10 protein-coding genes and 1 pseudogene are annotated in these 19,459 nt (G+C 64.3%); 2 read left to right on the forward strand and 9 right to left on the reverse strand.

All coding sequences use genetic code 11. The features are described 5' to 3' along the window. Positions 1-166: 166 nt before the first annotated feature. The 3 genes from ABRA89_RS18400 to ABRA89_RS18410 all read right to left on the reverse strand — a co-directional run bounded on the left by ABRA89_RS18400 (position 167) and on the right by ABRA89_RS18410 (position 3,165). On the reverse strand, positions 167-2,137 hold the full coding sequence (locus tag ABRA89_RS18400; protein ID WP_349942957.1) for an AAA family ATPase: 1,971 nt from the start codon (positions 2,135-2,137) through the stop codon (positions 167-169). Continuing rightward, positions 2,134-2,472 (reverse strand): DUF6634 family protein, encoded by a 339-nt coding sequence (locus tag ABRA89_RS18405; RefSeq protein ID WP_349942958.1) that lies wholly within the window; start codon positions 2,470-2,472, stop codon positions 2,134-2,136. Before ABRA89_RS18405 ends, ABRA89_RS18400 begins: the two co-directional genes overlap by 4 nt. Positions 2,473-2,541: 69 nt before the next feature. Beyond that, on the reverse strand, positions 2,542-3,165 hold the full coding sequence (locus ABRA89_RS18410) for a hypothetical protein (protein ID WP_349942959.1): 624 nt from the start codon (positions 3,163-3,165) through the stop codon (positions 2,542-2,544). Positions 3,166-3,527: 362 nt separating this feature from the next. Here ABRA89_RS18410 and ABRA89_RS18415 point away from each other — a divergent pair, with 362 nt between their 5' ends. Further along, positions 3,528-9,131: a DUF3320 domain-containing protein gene (locus ABRA89_RS18415; protein WP_349942960.1), complete on the forward strand. Its 5,604-nt coding sequence runs from the start codon at positions 3,528-3,530 to the stop codon at positions 9,129-9,131. 96 nt (positions 9,132-9,227) lie between these two features. Here the strand turns inward: ABRA89_RS18415 and ABRA89_RS18420 are convergent, their stop codons facing one another. The 4 genes from ABRA89_RS18420 to ABRA89_RS18435 all read right to left on the reverse strand — a co-directional run bounded on the left by ABRA89_RS18420 (position 9,228) and on the right by ABRA89_RS18435 (position 16,580). After that, positions 9,228-9,746 (reverse strand): Pycsar system effector family protein, encoded by a 519-nt coding sequence (locus ABRA89_RS18420; RefSeq protein WP_349942961.1) that lies wholly within the window; start codon positions 9,744-9,746, stop codon positions 9,228-9,230. Between the two features lie 65 nt (positions 9,747-9,811). Then, positions 9,812-10,624 (reverse strand): E2 domain-associated cysteine-rich protein, encoded by an 813-nt coding sequence (locus ABRA89_RS18425; protein ID WP_349942962.1) that lies wholly within the window; start codon positions 10,622-10,624, stop codon positions 9,812-9,814. 2 nt (positions 10,625-10,626) lie between these two features. After that, positions 10,627-12,162, reverse strand: coding sequence for an adenylate/guanylate cyclase domain-containing protein (locus ABRA89_RS18430; RefSeq protein ID WP_349942963.1), 1,536 nt, complete (start codon positions 12,160-12,162; stop codon positions 10,627-10,629). A 464-nt stretch (positions 12,163-12,626) separates the two neighbouring features. After that, positions 12,627-16,580, reverse strand: coding sequence for a vitamin B12-dependent ribonucleotide reductase (locus ABRA89_RS18435; protein ID WP_349942966.1), 3,954 nt, complete (start codon positions 16,578-16,580; stop codon positions 12,627-12,629). A gap of 556 nt (positions 16,581-17,136) precedes the next feature. On the opposite strand from ABRA89_RS18435, the gene ABRA89_RS18440 reads away from it, so the two are divergent. Further along, the gene (locus tag ABRA89_RS18440) at positions 17,137-18,282 is read left to right on the forward strand and encodes a GAF domain-containing protein (RefSeq protein WP_349942964.1); all 1,146 of its coding nucleotides are present in this window, start codon (positions 17,137-17,139) and stop codon (positions 18,280-18,282) included. Between the two features lie 113 nt (positions 18,283-18,395). On the opposite strand, the gene gpt is transcribed toward ABRA89_RS18440, so the two are convergent. Beyond that, complete coding sequence (gpt, locus tag ABRA89_RS18445) at positions 18,396-18,893, reverse strand: xanthine phosphoribosyltransferase (RefSeq protein ID WP_349942965.1); 498 nt, start codon at positions 18,891-18,893, stop codon at positions 18,396-18,398. Between the two features lie 351 nt (positions 18,894-19,244). Further along, positions 19,245-19,459 (reverse strand): annotated as a pseudogene (locus tag ABRA89_RS18450) (IS110 family transposase); the annotation flags it as partial.

The following is a 19,459-nucleotide window of genomic DNA, read 5'->3' on the forward strand; positions in this document are numbered from 1 at the left end:
GAGCATCGCGACGTGCCGTGTGAACTGCGGTTTTCCACAGGAATGCTAACGGGAGCCTATCCAAACGCAGTCCCGCCGTGACGGTCTCGTCGCTGACCTCTCGTGAAGAAGGCATTCTTCATTCCGTGTTCTCTTTCGTTCATGATGATACGGCGTTCGAGAACGGTTACCTCGACGACCTCGACAAAACGGAAAAGTTTTCCGATCTTTCCCGTACGTGCTCGCTATCTAAGCCACCGAACTCGCGCAAAGCCTGAGCACATTTCTCGACCTCGCGACGTCTGGATCGAACTTCGGATCGAGCGCGCTCGAGACACTCCGACAGAATCACCGCCACACGTCGCTTCAGGAGTGGATCGATCGAAAGCAGATCGCTCGAATGGGTGGTCGTTCCGTCGAGAATGTAGACGAGATCGTCGCCCAGTCCGAACGACACCTCCACCTGCGTTGCGATGGCGGTCGCCATCTGGAGGTCGCTGCCGATGCGTCCGCCGCTTCCGTCGCCGCGAGACCCAAGGATGACGTCCTCCGCGGCCGCGCCCGCCAGCATGACGACGATCTCGGCGAGATGGCTCTCCTTCGTTCGATCGAATCCCTGGTCCCGTTCAAATGTCGTCGTGCCCCGCGCCCCATCGCGCACCTTCCGGAAGACGCGTGCCTGCTTCGGCACCATGCCGGACTCCATCGCGAGCTTCCGCCCGACGATCCAATGTCCGGCCTCGTGCACGCAACCGCGCCAGAATGCGTCCTCGGAGATGGCGATCGCGTGAGGAAGCGAGTCCTCGAGGTCCGACATCCGCATCGCACGACGGTTGTCTTTCCGAGCCCGGCGTTTCGCCTCCCTGACGACCTGTTCGAGCGCGGCACCGGACGAACCCTCCAACTGATCGGCGATCTCGCTCAGATCGGCGTCCGGCAGAAGGCTCCCGAGATGGTACCGCAGGATCTCGGCGCGGGTCGCCGCGTCCGGAAGGGGAATCTCGATTTGCTTGTCGAGACGACCCGGTCTCCTGATGGCCGGGTCGATGAGGTGGGGATAGTTCGTCGCCCCGACCACGACAACACCCTCCCGGTCTGCGGCACCGTCGAGGCATTCGAGGAAGCCGTTGATGACCTCCCGACTGTATTGGGCGTTGTGACCGGACAGGCGTTGACGATCTCCGAAGGAATCGAGTTCGTCGACGAACAGAATGGACGGCGTCGACGCCTTCGCGTCAGCGAACGCCTTCCGCATCTGTTTGAGCAGGTCGTTCAGGTGACCTGCGGCTTGCCAAGCGGCGAGCGAGTGCACGTGGATCGGCAGCGAACACGTTCGCGCCAATGCAAGCGCGAACGTCGTCTTTCCGGTCCCAGGCGGGCCGTACACCAGGACGCCGCGGTCGACTTCCCGCCAGCCGATCCGACCAGCCTGGTAGTCGAGCAAGTCCTCCGCGAGCGAGCGTCCCCACTCGGCGGCTTCGCCGAGGCCGTGAAGGTCGTCCAATGACGGTCCATTCTCTCGATCTGCGTTCCGGGCTTTCGAAACGGCCGACTCTCGCGGCTCCGCGAGTGCGCCGAACCTCCTGACCGCTCCCATGACCTGCTCGACCGATGAACCCCGGCGGAACGCGGCTTCGAGCAGATGAAGCGGCAGTTCGAAGGCTGCGCTCAGATCGCGTTCGCTCGGGATCCGACCGAACCGCTCAACGAACGCGGCGCGAACGGTTTCGACGCCGGGGCGGATGATCTCGACGATCCCGTCAGCGACCGTCTCGAACAGCGGGGGAACGTCGTCCCGGTTCCGGAACAGGACCACCTCCCTGGATTCCGCCTGGGCGTTCGAGACGAGAAATGGTCTCGCCTTGGAGGCTCGCTTGGGGTCGTGCTTCGTCCAGTCGTGAACGTGAACCTCGCTCGCCCGTTTACCCGCGACGCGGTAGTCCCGTCGCATCTTAAGTCGGATAGCCTCGGAAATGATTTCCACCTCTTCCGGATGAACGCCCGTCAGCGCTACGACGCCGGGATGTCCGAACAGAATGTGGTGGAGGCCAGCACGGCGAAAGGCGCTCGTGACGACGGCTGCCGAGAGCAGCTTCCTGCCGTCACGATTCCGTTCTCGAAGGTCGCGGGCGTCGACCATGTAGAGCGGTCGCCTCATAGCGCCGTTCCCACGTCCGAGGCGGGGGTGCCCAGTCGATAATAGCGGCTCACCGTGCGTGCGAAGCCGTGATGGGGGGCATGGACCCAGAGATCCGACGTGATCCCAACGGCTTGATCGCCGATTCTCGGGTGACCGGAGAAGGTGCCCGCGAGGCAGGGCGTCGGCCGAGTGGTCACGGTCCAGTCGTTCAAGACGGGCGCCTTCCGGAGTGAGACGGGCTTGGGCGATCCTGTGGAGGCGATGCGTTCGAGATCGACCAGAAGCCGACGAAGGCGATCGAGGTGGATGTCGAGGTTCAGGAGTTCACCCGTTTCGGTGACGATGATGGTCATGGACGTGAGTCCTCGTTCGCACGCACGAAGGTGCGCGACAGATGGAATTGGGAACTTGGGATGAAGGCGTCAGCCGCGGTGGCGCGTGATCCGGGTCTCCGGACCGATGCGACCGCTGTCGAGATCGATGACGACGAAACGGTGCAGCGCGAGTGCGGCCACTATCGCTATGGCATCGCACCCCGGTCGACCGAGAGAGAGACACTCAGCGAGGGTCAGAGAGCTCTCCGAGTCGAGGGCCGCCAGGAGACGGATCCGATCGGAGAGAGGGACGCGCCAGCGCGCATAGCGGAGGATCTCTTTCGCGTTCTCGAGGCGGTCGCCCTCTAGTTCGGAACGGTGCAGGACGCGAAGGGCCGAAGGCCCGTCCCGGTTCTCGTTCGGCGGGAACGGTGGCTCCTGATCATCGTCGAGAACGAAAATGTGTTCGGTGCCGCCACCTCGAAGGACCCTGAGATCGGGCTGCACCACGGTTCCTTGGACGTCGACCGGGTCAGGTCCGCACGACCACGAGATGACGTCCATGTCGACGTCAAGAAGGCAAGCCGCATCGCGAACGAGCTTCGTGCGGAACTCCGGGACGCCGATGCATCGGACGGTGTTCCGAGGCTCGAACCGCTGCGGGGTAGGGCACTTTCGGGTGGACCCGGGGCGAAGGATGGCAGTGCGGATGTGAGGGGAAATGCTGGACATGGATACGCTTGTCCTGTGCCGGGCCGCTGATCGAGCGGGCCGGGAACCTATGCGGAAGGGTTCGGGAGGATCAGCGTATCGATATCAGGCGAACGCACCGAGCCGAGGCACTCATTGTGCGCCGTGCAATCCGGAATTTGTGCGATCTTTGTGCCATGGATGGAACAGGTAGAGAACATTCATCTGCGAGTCAATGGCAAGCCGTGCTGCTCACCGCGGCTGACCCTTGCTAAGCCACCTACCATCTGGCGAGCCGAACGAAAGCAATCATACTAAGCGCGACTTCGAAAATTCCCTAAGCCTAGGATTGAATTTGACAATCCATTCAGCTCTAGTTTGCGAGCTGAAACCGAGAGTCGCCGATGTCTGAAGCCAACAGTTCTTTATATCAGAGTAGCTTGCCAATCGAGGAGAAGCTCGAGCGTGCACGAACTGAATTGCTCGATCTCTCCGCGCGTAACCGACTTCTGAACGTTCCGCGACAATCCAAATCTGCGAAATCAATCGAAGTCGTGGATGAGCGATCCGCTGAGGTTTATCGGCTGTTGGTCAAAGAGGCCAAGGCGTTCACTTTCCTTGCAGGGCGGCCGGATCGTAACCCCTCCGATGGAAGCGAACCTTCTTCACCGGAAGAGGAGGAGCCGTCCGTTGACCTCTCCCTTCCGGACGATCTCGACGAGACCACTGACGAAGAAGGTCGACTGAAGCGTCACCTCGACACGAAATTGCAAACCCGGATGACGCCGAAGGGGCTTCAGAAACGCCTTCTCGATCTCTATCACGACGCCAGGACGCTGGAGGAGGAGCAAGGTGTCAACGTCCTCTTCCTGGCGCTCGGCATGCTCCGCTGGGTCGATCCCAACAACAAGGAGAACATCCGGCACGCCCCGCTCGTCCTAGTCCCCGTGCGCCTTGAGCGCGGCACGGCCGGCGAGCGGTTCCGCCTGCGGGTGCGGCCCGAGGACCAGACGTCGAACCTCTCGCTCGAGGCCTATCTCGACCGCGTCCACAAGCTTCGCCTGCCGTCCTTCGAAGGCGGCGACGAGTTCGATCCCGACGCCTACTTCCGCGAGGTGACCACGGCGGTCTCAACGAAGGATGACTGGTCCGTCCTGCCGGACGACATCGTTCTCGGCTTCTTCTCGTTCTCCAAGTTCCTCATGTACCGGGACCTCGATCCTGAGAACTGGCCCGCAGACGGGCGCATCACCGACCAGTCCACGATCCGATCGCTCTTGTCCGACGGTTTCGAGGCGGGCGAGCCTCTGCTGTCGGAGGACGAGCGGATCGACCGCCACATCGATCCGGCGGAGATGCTTCACATCGTCGACAGCGACGGGTCGCAAACGCTCGCCGTCCACGACGTCCGCCGCGGCCGAGACCTCGTCATCCAGGGGCCGCCCGGGACGGGCAAGTCGCAGACGATCGCCAACGTCATCGCGTCCGCCGTCGCCGACGGGAAGACCGTCCTCTTCGTCGCCGAGAAGATGGCGGCGCTCGAGGTCGTGAAGCGCCGCCTCGACAACGCCGGGGTCGGCGACGCCTGCCTCGAGCTCCACAGCAACAAGGCGAACAAGCGGGGCCTCCTCGAGGAGCTGCGCCGAACTTGGGAACTCGGCTCGCCGCGCGGCGAGTTCCCGTCGAGCCTCGCGGGCAAGCTCCGCGAGGCGCGCGACGTCCTGAACCTCCACGCCGAGCGCATGCACGTGCCGCACGCCGCGTCCGGCCTGACGCCCTATCAAGTGTTCGGGGCGTTGACGAAGCTGAGGCAGGAAGGACAGCGGCCGGTCGACCTGACGCTCGACGGCGCGACACGCTGGTCGCCGGACGACCTGTCCGCGCGGCGACGGCTCCTCGTCGAGCTGACCCAGCGTGTCGACGAGATCGGCTTGCCCGTCCGCCATCCATGGCACGGCGTCGGTCTCGACCTCGTCCTGCCGACGACCCTCGAGCGGCTGCTGCCACGCATAGAGGCGCTCCGATCGGCCGTGGCGGAACTCGAGACTGAGTACGGGGAACTGGCAGGGACGCTGGAGCTGGAGCCGAAGCCGTCCGAGTTCAGTGGGGCGACCGCGCTGCACGAGCGCGCGGACATCTTGGCCCGTGCGCCCGACTTATCGCCCGATGCGTTCCGGGCCGGGGCCTGGGACGAACGGAGCGGGGCAATTGCCGATCTCGTGACGGCGGGCGCGGACTTTCGGCGGCAGAGCGAATCCTTGGGAGACGCCGTCCCCCCGTCGGCGCTCGACACGTCCATTGAAGGACTGGAAGCCCAGCTCGTCTGGTTGCCGCGAGACTTCCCCGCGGCCGCGTTCGACCGGGCCGCCGAGCTCGCGGACCTGCTTCCCCGCCTGCGCGCGGAGGCCGATCGGCTTGCCTCCGAACTCGGTGTCTCGGCCCCGGTCGACACGCTCGCTGCCGTCTCCCGCCTCGTCACCACGGGCGAGCGCGTCGCAGCCGCCCCCGACGCCAGCCCCGAAGCTTTCGCGGCCACCGTGTGGGACCAGGGCGTCGAGCAGGCGGGAGACCTCGCCGAAGCCGTCGAGACACTCGAGCGCTCGCGCGCGGCGATGGGCGACCGGATCCTAGACGTCGCCTGGACGACCGAGGTCTCGGCCGCGCGGCAAGCGCTTGCGACGAACACCGGGTTCCTGAAGTCGCTCAATGGCGACTACCGCAAGGCGAAGGCGCTGGTGCGCTCTATCCTGCGCAACCCCGACATGCCGACACAGGAGGTCGTCGACCTCCTCGACACGCTGATGAAGGGACAGGCGGCCGCGAGGCGCGTGCGCGAGGACGACGCCTTTGGGCGGTCGGCTTTCGGCGCCGACTGGCGCGGCGAGCGCTCGGCGTCCTCTCCGCTCCTTGCCCTCGTCGATTGGATGCGGACGCTGCGCGGCCTCGGTGCCGAGCCTCGTCTCATCGCCGGCCGCCTCGCCGAACGGCAGGTCGTAGGCGAGCACGCCGCGTTGGTGCTCCGTCAAGTCGACGCCATAAAGCCGTTGCTCGAAATGCTCTGGACCGATCTCGGCACGGCGGCGGGTCCCGCGTTCGACAACGCCGTCTCCGCCGACCGCGCACCGTTGAATATTATCGAAGCCCGGGCCCGCAACCTCGCCTGGGCCAATGGGCTCTGCCGTGAGGTCATGCTCTCCGTCCCCGAAGCCCTCTCCGAGCGGCTCAGCCTCGTCGAGCGCATCGCTCAGTGGCAAGCGGCCGCTCAGTCGATCGATGAACGTGCAACACTCGGCGAGGAAGCATTCGGTTCGGCCTGGCGAGGCAAGGCTTCGGACTGGAATGCATTGGCGGGAGCCGTAGAGTGGATCAGGGCGCATGGCGACCTTCGGCACCTTGCCGCGCGCCTGCCAGACCGTGCCGTGGTCGCCGAGCGGGCCGGACGAGCTGTTGCCGCGTCCGACGCGGCGCAGCGCACGTTGGCGGAGGTCGCTTCCTTCCTCATGGCCGACGCCCGGAGTCTGTTCGGTGCCGAGGGCTACGCCAACGTGGCGCTCGACCGCTGTCGCGAACGGATGGAAACTTGGCTCGCCAATGCCGAGCAGCTCTCAAAATGGGTCTCCTACCGTGACCGCGCTGACCGGGCCCGGGCGGACGGCATGTCCGTATTCGTAGACCACCTCGAGGACGGTCGCCTGTCGACAGCGGAGACGCTTCCCTCGTTCGAGATCGCATACCACGAGGCGATCCTCGACGAGCTTATCCGGGTTAACCCCGAACTCGGCCGCTTCGACGGTAACCTCCACAGCCGGCAGGTGCGCGAGTTCGCCAACCTCGACCGAGAGCGCATCAAGGCGGCGAGCCTTGAGGTCGTGCGCTCGCACCACCGACGCATCCCGCCGCGTGACGGTGGCGTCGGTCCCGTCGGCATCCTGCGCGGCGAGATGGCCAAACGCAGCCGCCACATGCCGATTCGCCAGCTCATGCAGAAGGCGGGGCCGGCCGTCCAGGCGCTGAAGCCGGTCATGATGATGAGCCCGTTGTCCGTCGCCCAGTTCCTTACGCCAGGAAAGCTTGCTTTCGACCTCCTTGTCATGGACGAGGCCTCGCAGATCCAACCTGTCGACGCGCTGGGCGCCATCGCCCGGACACGGCAGGTCGTCGTAGTCGGCGACGAGCGCCAGCTCCCGCCGACGAAGTTCTTCTCGAAGATGACCGGCGGGGACGACGAGGACGACGACGAGGACGGCGCGCGCGTAGGTGACATAGAGAGCATCCTCGGCCTGTTCACCGCCCGCGGCCTGCCGCAGCGCATGCTCCGTTGGCATTACCGCAGTCGCCACCAGTCGCTGATCGCCGTTTCCAACACGCAATTCTACCAGAACAAGCTCTTCATCGTACCGAGCCCGTACACGGCCGAAGCCGGGATGGGGCTGCGCTTCCACAATGTTCCCGACGGAGTCTTCGATTCGGGCGGCACGTCCGTGAACGCCGTCGAGGCCCGGACCGTCGCCGAGGCGGTCATCCGGCACGCCAAGACGAACCCTGAGCAGTCGCTCGGCGTGGCGACCTTCTCCGTGTCACAGCGGCGGGCGATTCAGGACGAGGTCGAGCTCCTCCGGCGCCTGAACCTCGACACCGAGGAGTTCTTCCACGCCCATCCGTCGGAGCCGTTCTTCGTCAAGAACCTCGAGAACGTGCAGGGCGACGAGCGCGACGTCATCATGATCTCGGTCGGCTACGCCAAGAACGCTCAAGGACACATGGCGATGCGGTTCGGCCCCCTTGGCGCGCAGGGCGGCGAGCGGCGTCTGAACGTCCTCATCTCCCGCGCCAAGCGGCGCTGCGAGGTCTACGCATCGATCACAGACGAGGACATCGACCTCGAAAGAGGCAAAGGCGCGGGCATCCTCGCCTTCAAGCTCTTCCTCCATTATGCGAGGACGGGTCGGCTCTCCCTCGCGCAGTCGACCGAGCGCGACATGGACGGCGTTTTCGAGGAACAGGTTGCGAATGCGCTTCAAGCAAAGGGGTATCAGGTCCATCCGCAGGTCGGTATCGCAGGCATCTTCATTGATCTCGCCGTTTCCGATCCCGAACGCCCGGGTCGGTACCTGATCGGTATCGAGTGCGACGGCGCGTCCTATCACTCGTCGAGGTCGGCCCGTGATCGCGACCGCTTGCGGCAGGCGGTACTCGAGGACCACGGCTGGATCATCCACAGGATCTGGAGCACCGATTGGTTCCAGCGCCCGCAGGAGCAGCTCGAGCGCACCGTTACCGCGATTGAGGCGGCGAAGGCGGAGCTTGACGAGCGCATGGAACGGGGCCTCGCCGCCCACCGCGCGGTGCCGATTGAGATCGTCACGGTCGACCGCGGCGAGGTCACCGAGGTTGGGCTTGGCGATGCTGTCCCCGAGGATCGCGCGGCCGCCACGGCCTACGTCGAGGCGACGCTGACCCGCCCGGGACCGTACGAGCTGCATGAGACGCCGGTCGGGAAGATGGCTGATCTCGTAGCACAGGTGGTTCAGGTCGAAACGCCCGTTCACATCAACGAGGTCGTGGCTCGTATTCGTGACGCTTTCGGGCTACAGCGGGCTGGGGCACGGATCCAGGCCGCCGTCGAACAGGGCGTCAAGCAGGCAGTCGCGAACCGTGGGATCATACAAGACGGTGACTTCTTATCGCTGGCGGACACGGAGCCCACAGTCCGCGACCGGCGCGACACTCTCTCGCAAGGTCTGCGAAGGCCGGAGATGCTGCCGCTGGACGAACTGAAGGTCGGGATCCTGCGCATCGTCATCGACAACTTCGGCGCGACGGACGACGAGGTCGCGGGTGCGCTGTCGCGCCAACTCGGCTTCAAGGCTACGAGCGCGCAGCTCCGGGCAGTCATCGGAGCGTGCGTCGAGGTTTTGCTGAACGAGGGACTGTTACAGCGGCAGGACCAGATGCTTGTTTCCTTGGCTCCGGTCGAAGTCGACGTTTCGCCGCAGGTAGGTTCCTAAATCCCTGAATTGTGAGAGATGTGTCGCGTGAAGACGACCGCGCCGACGACGTCGAGTTCAGGCTGCACCGTATTAGTTATTCCTAAGAACCTGATGCTACAGCCAACCATGAGCGATCGCGTACCGCGCTCCGATTGAGATCAGCGTCTTCAGGACGGGAATGGTCAGCACGCCGAAAGCGGCGATCACCAGCCGTGCGGCTCGGTTGAACGCCTTGAACTTTCGGTCGGCGATGTGGGCCTGTACCGAGATCTGTACGGTCAGGTCCTCGAGGTAGCGTTCGGTGAACGAGACGTTTTCCGGCGGGAGGTAACGCTCGCGGACGCGTTTGCCGTACTGACGCGGCTCCATCTGCGCGATGTCCCCGAAGAAGAGGAGATTTTTTACGCCGTCGTCATCCCGGTGATGATGGTGGAGGCGCCGGGGCAGGAAGGATGCCAGCGATATGAGGGCGGCCACGCAGAGAAGCGGCAGGGTGAACAGGAACGCCGTGTCGTAGCCTAATGGCAGCGGGGTCTGGGCCTGCATGAAACCGATGATCGAACCGATCCATACAGACGTGAACGTGAGCAGGGCCGCGTTCTTCGTCTCGGCGAACTTCACGAAGTCGATCATTCGGCCATGGTGCGCGGATAGGATCTTCTCGTAGCTCTCCTGCTGGTCGTCCCTGGCCATGGTCCTCAAGCTGCCTTTCGCAAAGATTCACGTTCGTCCAAGGGCAGTGGACACCCCTCAACTGACCCACAGCAGTGGTGTCCGCAAACGGCCGCGCTCTCGAAGAACTCCCGCTCGGCCTTCGCCCACAATTCCAGCGACAAGGCGAGCGTCGCCAACGCGGACGCGTGATCAGCGCACGCGACGATCGGGAGGGGCTTGCCGTCCACGCGGGCGCACGGACAGCGGGATCGGAGGGTCATGACCCGTCCGGCGTCGACGTCGACCGAAACTACCCGTAGACCGTCGAGAAGCAGCCGGGTGCGCTTGTGCCCCCCAGTTCGCGATCGCTTTGCGGTCAGCCTCCCCTCGTTCAACGCGGCTGGGAACCGTCCTCCCAAAGTGCAGGCCGCACGTTCTGCCGCCGCTTGATGGCGGGCCGCTTCCGCACCGTGCGCGCGCGCGTCGCCCTTGCCCGGCCACCGCCTCAGGCTGTCGGCGGCGATCTGGCGCCGCAGGAAGGTGAGAAGTTTGCCCCACCAGAGCAAGACGTCGTCCTCGTTCAGGAACACGAGCGGCTCCTCCTCGGTCCAGTACAGGCAGAAGGATCCGTCCACGTTGATGTGCCGCTCGGGGCAGTAGGTCGGCAGGAACCGCGTCCCGTACTCCCTGGCGCGGAGCGCGCCGCCGACCACCGACACCCCGATCCCGTATATCGGGGGTGGAGCGCCCGAATCGAGAGTCGGGCGGACTGCGATCCGCACCAGGTTTCCGTCCCGGCTTTCGACCGTGCCGTCATTCGCTTCGGCAACCCGCGCTAGCAGATCGAGGAGCGCCATTTTTAGCCACCGTCCCCAGCGTACGGCCGGAACGGGGTCGCGGCCGCGCGCGCGACGGCAGGAGTCGCCATCACCACGCTGGCCGCCCGGATCGCCTTCGCAACAGCGTTGTTGTCGGCCTCGAGGCTCGTCATCACATCGTCGTAGGTCAGGTTTGGCTTCTTCCTGCCCGTGCCGAACAGCGTGCGCACCGAGGCAGGACCTGCGTCGTACGCGGCCTTCCCGATGGCCGTCTCCGTTCCGTTGCACCGCTTCTGCTCGTTCTCTGCGCCGATGACGGTTCGGCCGATTGAGCAGCGGGTCCTGGAACCTTGGACGCCCAACCGCGAGATTGCGGTCTGTCCGAACTCGAATCCTACGGCGAGCCCGAGGTCGTCGACCTCGATCCCGGCGTCGACCACCCTCTCAAGAGCGAGGTCAAAGCTGCTCCGGAGGCCGCCAGCGCAGATCGCTCCCGTCGATACCGTTGCATTCGTGTCCGTCGCGGTGGCCGTGCCCTCGAGCAGGTGGCCGTGGACGCAGTCTCCGATGAAGCGGATGCGCCGCCCGCCGAAATCCGACGTGAGCACGCGGTCCAGTTCAGCACGGATCACGTGGAGGCACCGGACGACGTTCTCGGGGTTGTCCTCGATGTGGGCGTCGACATAGGCGGTGAAGTTATCGATGTCCGCGTAGACCGAGACTGTTTCCATCCGCCGCGAGTTGCCCGGAGTAAGCGAAGTGAGGTCTAGGTTGCGGATCGGCGGTGTCGTCCGCGAGAACACGAAGGACCCGATCGGGTTGTTCTCATTGTCCTTACGCCAGCCCTTAACGATCTCGTCCTTCGTCACCTCAAGGTGGGCCTTCTCGACGGAGGCAGCAATCTCGTCGACCGTCAGGGGCGTCTCCGCAACGTCGTCCTCGCCGAGTTCATCGAGGTTGATCGCGCGGCGCGCCTCGTTCGTCAGGTAGATGCCGACATCATCGTTGCGCGACGCCAGCTTGGCCGCCATGTTGGCGGGGCGGCCGAGGAAGAGCGGCTCGCGGTTGCCATTGCGGCCATTGTTGACGACAAGGGCGCGGCCCGTGTCGATGCCGACGCGCACCTCTGCGGCCGGGATGTTCTGGTCGTCGTCGCCGGTCTCTGCCAGGACGTCGATGACGAGCTGCGCGATGGCAACCGCGCGGTGCACGCGGGTCGCCTCGTCAGCCTCGCCGTAGGGTTTTGCCACGACGGCATGAAGGCGCTGACCGTGAAAATCGACGCGGCGTGTGTCGGTCTTCCGGAGAATGCGGTGGACAGCGCGCTGGTGAAGGTCGAGGAAGCGCAGCGCGCGCTTGTGGGCCGTGACCCCGTCGACCTCGGTCGATGAGAGGATCTCCTCGAAGTTCTGGATGTCGACGTACAGGTGGACCGCGTCCATCCGGTACGCCTTGTTGGTCGGGATCGACTCCAGCGAAGTGTCTCTTTTGTAGTCGATGATATTGACCGTATTGACGTCCTTGATCCGCGCGTCGATGAACGCCTTGGCCCGGTCGTGCTTCCAGTTGTTCGCCATCTGACTTCTCCATCCTGTTCGCGAGGTGTGGCCGACAACGCGTCGGGTCCCTCGAGGGAGGTCGTCCGTGCCGGCTACTCGAGGCAGGGACTTGGTTGTCGTTTTGTTCCCGTAACCATTCCTGCGCGCCGATAATGACGCGCAGGACGTAGAGGGAAGGTCGGACCACGGAACTAAGTGGTCGTCGAACGGCCGCATCGGCGGCATGGGGTTCCCGGGGACCTAATCAGGCGCCCCGGCAACCGCGACGGAGCTAACGTGGCACAACGGGATGCCTTAAAGTTCGCCGATGCGAACCAGGTTGCCGCTTAGAACTGCGGCACACCTAGCTTGCCACGACGGCGTCATTTCAGTGCCCTGAGGCAAACCAACGTGCCGCTGACACATGGACTGCTCCTCAAACGAGAACGGCCCGAGCGTGAAGCACGGGCCGTCGATCGTCTTTACGCGTTCAAGCGGGCTTCTCAGCTGCACCCACTCGTGCTGCCACACGTATCACACTTCAAGCACGTCCCGTTTCGCACCATCGAGTAGTTCCCGCACTCCGTGCAGCTGTCGCCGGTGTAGCCCTTCATCATCGCGACGGCGCGGCGTTCGCCGGCTGAGGCGTTGGCGCCGGGGGCGACGGTGCTGGCCGTGCCGGCCGTGTCACCCGAGGTGTCGCGGGAATGGGCCGGTTGCTCATTCGCGACATTGCCGCGGTCGCGGTCCGTGGCCGGGTAGGCGACGGGCTGGTCGAACAGGCCTTGCGCCGGCGACTGGTCGGCGACCGGGGCGGGCTCGGTGAGGGGAGCGGCCTCGTAGTCGCGCTTGAAGGCGATCGCCTGATTACCCTGCGGGGCGACAGACCGAGGGGCGGACGATGTGACGGCCGCAGGGCCGGCGGGTTTCGCCGCAGCCGGCTTGGTAGCGAGCTGGGCGACGTTTCCGCCGGGCTGGGTGCCGGTGGCCTTCGCGGTGGGGGCGGTGGCGGCGCTGCCCGGAGCGCCATCCTTCAGGGAGCCTTGCGCCTCGTTGGAAGAGACGAGACGGAACCTCGCCGTCTGGCCGCGCACCATGCCGGACGAGATGGGCAGCGGGGTGGGCTTGTCGCCCTCGACGCCGCGCCCGACGGTGGAGGCGGAGAACTCCTCCGGCTGGACGTGGGCGAGATCGTGCCGTCCGAGATAGGAGACGGCGAGCTCGCGGAAGACATAGTCGAGGATCGAGGTGGCGTTCTTGATCGCCTCGTTGCCCTGCACCATGCCAGCCGGCTCGAACCGGGTGAAGGTGAAGGCCTCGACATATTCCTCCAGCGGCACGCCGAACTGGAGGCCGAGGGAGATGGCGATGGCGAAGTTGTTCATCATCGCACGGAAGGCGGCACCCTCCTTGTGCATGTCGATGAAGATCTCGCCGAGGCGGCCGTCGTCGAACTCGCCGGTTCTGAGATAGACCTTGTGGCCGCCGACGATCGCCTTCTGGGTGTAGCCCTTGCGGCGGTTCGGCAGCTTCTCGCGGTCGCGGATGACCTTTTCGACGACGCGCTCCACGATGCGCTCGGCGACCTGGACGGCCTGCTCGGGGGCAGGGGCGCTCGCAAGGGCGGCCGCGACCTCCTCGACCGTATCCTCCTCGTCGTCCTCATCGGCAATGAGGGAGGCGTTGAGCGGCTGGGAGAGTTTCGAGCCATCGCGGTAGAGGGCGTTGGCCTTCAGTGCGAGCTTCCAGGAGAGCATGTAGGCGGCGTTGCAATCCTCGACCGTCGCCTCGTTCGGCATGTTGATGGTCTTGGAGATGGCGCCCGAGATGAAGGGCTGGGCCGCCGCCATCATGCGGATATGGCTCTCGACGGAGAGGTAGCGCTTGCCGATGCGCCCGCACGGGGTGGCGCAGTCGAACACGGCGAGGTGCTCGGATTTGATATGCGGTGCGCCTTCGAGGGTCATCGCGCCGCAGACATGGATGTTGGCGGCTTCGATGTCCTTCTTCGAAAAGCCGAGATGCGGCAGAAGCTCGAAGGTGAAATCGTTCAGCTGTTCGTCCGAAACGCCGAGCTGGCGCATGAAATCGTCGCCCAGCGTGTAGCGGTTGAAGACGAACTTGATGTCGAAGGCCGAGGTGAGGGCGTCGTTGATCTTGCCGATCAGCTCGTCCGTGAAGCCCTTGGCCTTGAGGGAGCCGGGATTGATCGCCGGCGCCTGGTTGAGATTGCCGTGGCCGACCGCATAGGCCTCCATCTCGGCGATCTGCGCCTCGCTGTAGCCAAGCGTGCGGAGCGCCTCTGGGACGGCGCGGTTGATGATCTTGAAGTAGCCACCGCCGGCAAGCTTCTTGAACTTCACGAGGGCGAAGTCGGGCTCGATACCGGTGGTGTCGCAGTCCATGACGAGACCGATCGTGCCGGTGGGCGCGATGACCGAGACCTGGGCGTTGCGATAGCCGTTCGTCTCGCCGAGCTCGACGGCTTCCGTCCACGCTGCCTTGGCGCGGGTGGAGAGGCGCTTGTCGGCGAGCGAGGCGTGGTCGAGCGGGACCGGATCGACGGCGAGCTTCTCATAGCCGTTGGCGATGCCGTGGGCGGCGCGGGCATGGTTGCGGATGACGCGCTGCATATGCTCGGCATTGCGTTCGTAATCCGGGAAGGTGCCGAGCTCGCCGGCCATTTCGGCAGACGTCTTGTAGGCGATACCTGTCATCAGCGCCGAGATGGCACCGCAAATCGCGCGGCCGTGGCGGGAGTCATAAGGAATGCCGCCGGACATGAGGAGGCCGCCGATATTGGCGAAGCCGAGGCCGAGGGTGCGGTAGTCGTAGGAGAGGCGGGCGATCTCGCGGCTCGGGAACTGCGCCATGAGGACGGAGATCTCGAGGACGATGGTCCACAGGCGCGTCGCATGCTCGAACGAGGCGGTGTCGAAGCGCTTGGTGTCGCCGTTCTTCTCGACGAACTGGAGAAGGTTCAGCGAGGCGAGGTTACAGGCCGTATCATCGAGGAACATGTATTCCGAGCACGGATTGGAGGCGCGGATCTTTCCGGCCGCCGGGCAGGTGTGCCAGTCGTTCATCGTGGTGTTGAAGTGGAGGCCCGGATCGGCCGAGGCCCAGGCGGCGTAGCCGATCTGCTCCCAGAGTTCGCGCGCCTTCACGGTCTTGTGGACCTTGCCGTCGGTGCGGCGGATGAGCTGCCATTCCTCGTCGTTCTCGACGGCGCGCAGGAAGTCGTCCGTCAGGGAGACGGAGTTGTTGGAGTTCTGGCCGGAGACGGTGAGATAGGCTTCGGAGTCCCAGTCGGTGTCGTAGACGGGGAATTCGATGTCGGTGAAGCCCTGGCGTGCGAACTGGATGACGCGCTTGACGTAGTTCTCCGGCACCTGCGCCTTCTTGGCGTCCTTGACGGCGCGCTTGAGGGCGGGGTTCTTGTTCGGGTCGAAGCAGTCGCCTTCCGCGCCCTCGCAGTTCACGCAGGCCGACAGGATGAGCTTGAGGTTCTTCGCGACGGTCTTGGAGCCGGTGACGAGGGCGGCGACCTTCTCCTCCTCGCGGACCTTCCAGTTGATGTAGTTCTCGATGTCCGGGTGATCGATGTCGACGACGACCATCTTGGCGGCGCGGCGGGTGGTACCGCCCGACTTGATCGCGCCGGCCGCGCGGTCGCCGATCTTCAGGAAGGACATGAGGCCGGAGGACTTGCCGCCGCCGGACAGCTTCTCGCCTTCGCCGCGCAGGAAGGAGAAGTTGGAGCCGGTGCCCGAGCCGTACTTGAAGAGGCGGGCTTCGCGGACCCAGAGATCCATGATGCCGCCCTCGTTGACGAGGTCGTCGCCGACGGACTGGATGAAGCAGGCGTGCGGCTGCGGATGCTCGTAGGCGGAATCGGAGGCGCGCAGCTCACCGGTCTGGTAGTCGACATAGTGATGGCCCTGGCCGGGGCCGTCGATGCCATAGGCCCAGTGGAGGCCGGTGTTGAACCATTGCGGGGAGTTCGGCGCGACCTTCTGGGTGGCGAGCATATAGGCGAGCTCGTCCTTGAACGCGGACGCGTCCTCCTCGCTCTCGAAATAGCCGCCCTTCCAGCCCCAATAGGTCCAGGTGCCGGCGAGACGGTCGAAGACCTGCCGCGCGTCCATCTCCGAGCCGGTACGCTCGTCCTCGGGAAGGCCTGCAAGCGCATCCTGATCGGGAACCGAGCGCCAGAGGAAGGAGGGAACGTCGTTCTCCTCGACGCGCTTCAGCTTGGTCGGAACGCCGGCCTTGCGGAAATATTTCTGGGCGAGAATGTCCGAGGCGACCTGGCTGAACTGGGCCGGCACGTCGATATCGGCGAGGCGGAAGACGATCGACCCGTCGGGGTTCTTGATCTCGCTCGTCGCCTTGCGGAATTCGATGCTCTCGTAAGCGCTCTCACCGGCCTTGGTGTAGCGGCGTTCGATCTTCATGCCCATGACGGCCCGTTTCCCTCTGAATGTTCCCCGTGTGACAGCGGCTCGCGGCAGGCAGGCGCACAGCGTCCGCAGCAATACGGACCGGAGAATGGACATCCGGTGCGCTGCTACAAGATTTGCCTGATCGCGACTTCGCTGGCCCTAGATATAGTAGATGCGGGAGGCTTAAGCGAGTCTGAATTTTGGTGCCGACGAACGGAAAGACCGCTTATTCACCGCTTGTTCCCGGCTCGAAAAATCTGCCTCGGACCGCAGTGTGAGGGCCGAAGCTAGGAGAGCCAAGCGATTCGGGCAATTCGTGAAGGACACGTGTCCACGGTAATCCGCATTTGAAGAAAAGCCTGTGGACAATCCCGATTTGCCGCACTGCGACGGCAACCGCTCCGGCGCCCGCGATTTATGGCTAAGGTGCGGTAAAAACTGCGATAGCACCGGACGTGCGGGAAAGGCTTTGGGACAAACCCCTGTGTTCCTTAGCGCTTTTTGACTTTCCAAAAGGAGAGCCGGTGTCCTTTACTGGCGCGGCGGTATGAAGTGGCCGGGCGCCTCGATGGGTATGATGACAAGAGGGTTTGACAGGAGTGGCAGTCTGATCGACTGGAGCGTCCTCGGACAACAACCCGAGCAGGAGTTCGATCGGATCACGCGTCTCGCGGCGCGTTTCCTGAGCGTGCCTGTTGCTTACATCTCTTTTGTCGAGCCGGATCGGCAGGTCTTCAAAAGCGAGGTGGGGCTTCCCGAGCCGCTCGCGACGAGCCGGCAGACCCCCATCAGCCATTCTTTCTGCCGCCATGTGGTCACCGACGGAAAGCCGCTGGTCGTCCCGGACGTGCGGACCCACGATAAGCTGAAGGACAACCCGCTGATCGGGACGATAGGTGTTGTCGCCTATCTCGGAACGCCGATTCATCTGCCGACGGGCGAGACGATCGGCTCGCTCTGCGCTGTCGATACCGTGCGGCGGGAGTGGAGCGAGAACGAGATCGCGGCGGCCGAAGATCTGGCGGAACTCGTCTCTCAGCAGATCGCGCTGCGCTTTGAAGTCGCGGCACGCGAAGCCGCGGAAAAGGAAATCCTGCTCGTCGCCCGCGAATTGCAGCATCGCACGCGCAACGCCTTTTCCATCGTCCAGGCGGTAATCTCTCTGTCGATGCGCGACCCGGCGTTGATCCCGCTCAAACTGGATATCATCGACAAGATCTCGACCGTCTCTTCCACGCAGGAACTGATCGCCCAGCAATCGGGCGGAAGCGTCGATTTTGCAAAAATGGTGGAGCGGGAACTGTCGCCGCTGGCGGCGGAAGGGCAGTACGAGCTGTCCGGTCCAGAGGTCGCGGTGGCTGCGAACGAGGCGGTGTTTGTCGGCATGATCATGCACGAGCTGACGACCAATGCGGTCAAGCACGGCGCGCTCCGCGCCGATGGCGAAGGGCACCTATCGGTCGAATGGTCATGCGAGTTGCGGGAAAATGCCCAGATATTCCATCTCTTCTGGAAGGAGACCGGGCTAGACCCTTCAGAAGCTTCCGGCCCTGAAACGAACGGTGAAGCGAAGCCGGGGTTCGGTTCGGAGCTTCTTCAGATCCTGGTCACGAACCAGCTTCGCGGAACCATTGAGCGCAGGTTGAAGGCGGGCGGCCTGACCATCGAGATGGGCCTGCAGCTGATTCCGCCACCTGTCGAAATGCGTTCCTAGACTACGGACTGGAGCGGGCTCAACGGAAGCGCGGTTGTTCAAAGCGATCCAGCTTGTTGCTTTTTTTGCTTTTCCGAGGGCGCGAACGTGTGTCAACTTTCGCTGAAAATGCTCTAGCCTCTGGTCTCTTTGCCGATCGGCGCCTGGAAGGTCAGGCCGAGATCCCACGGGAAGAAGATCCAGGTGTCCTGGCTGACCTCCGTGATGAAGGTGTCGACCAGCGGACGACCCATGGGCTTGGCGTAGACGGCAGCGAAATGGGCCTCGGGCAGCATCTCGCGCACGATGCGCGCGGTCTTCCCGGTGTCGGTCAGGTCGTCGACGATGAGAACGTCCTTGCCGCCATTTGCCGTCAGATCGGAGGAGACCTCTTTCAGGACCTTAAGCCGCCCCTGTTCGGAGTACTCGTGATAGGAGGCGACGCAGACCGTCTCGATCAGCCTGACGCCCAGCTCGCGCGCGATGATCGCCGCCGGCACGAGCCCGCCGCGCGTGATGCAGACGATCGCTTTCCACTCGCCGTTGATCCCGGACAGACGCCAGGCGAGGGCGCGCGCATCGCGATGGAACTGGTCCCAGGAGACAGGGAAGGATTTTTCGGTGGCGGACATGGTTGGTGGTTCCGGCTAGAATTGTTGAAAACCGAATAGGCCAGTCTGCCGATGGGGGGCAAGTCGGTTTGGTGATGGTATCAGCTCTCCATCTGTGGACGCCCCCTCGGACGCAAGCGGTTTTTGTTGGGTTGGCACGATGTCGGATGCTGCCATCTGTCCGGCCTCTTGATGCAGCCATTCGGCTGCGGGCCCGTATGGGAGTTCGCGGACCGGAACCATCACACCCGAAGCGTGCTCGAAGGCACGGTGGAAAGCCCTGGTTCTTCCGATCCCGTCTCGCCGACTGTTGTGCCATACCCTCCTACGACCGACCTCGCGCCCCGACGGCCTCTGACGACGGTCCCGGCCTTACGCCGCGATCGCCGCCGGAGCTCGGTAAATTCCGCCCTTCGCCAGAAGGGCCCAGACGATCCTCGCCATCTTGTTGGCGAGTGCCACCCTCACGAGCATGCGCGGCTTGCGCGCCAGCATCTGCTCGAGCCACGAGCCTTTGGCCGCTCCGCGTCGCACGGCTTGGATAATGACGGCGCTCGCGCCGATGATTAGAAGTCGCCGCAGCGTTC

The sequence above is a fragment of the Fulvimarina thalattae genome (assembly GCF_040239565.1).
Taxonomy (GTDB): Bacteria; Pseudomonadota; Alphaproteobacteria; order Rhizobiales; family Rhizobiaceae; genus Fulvimarina.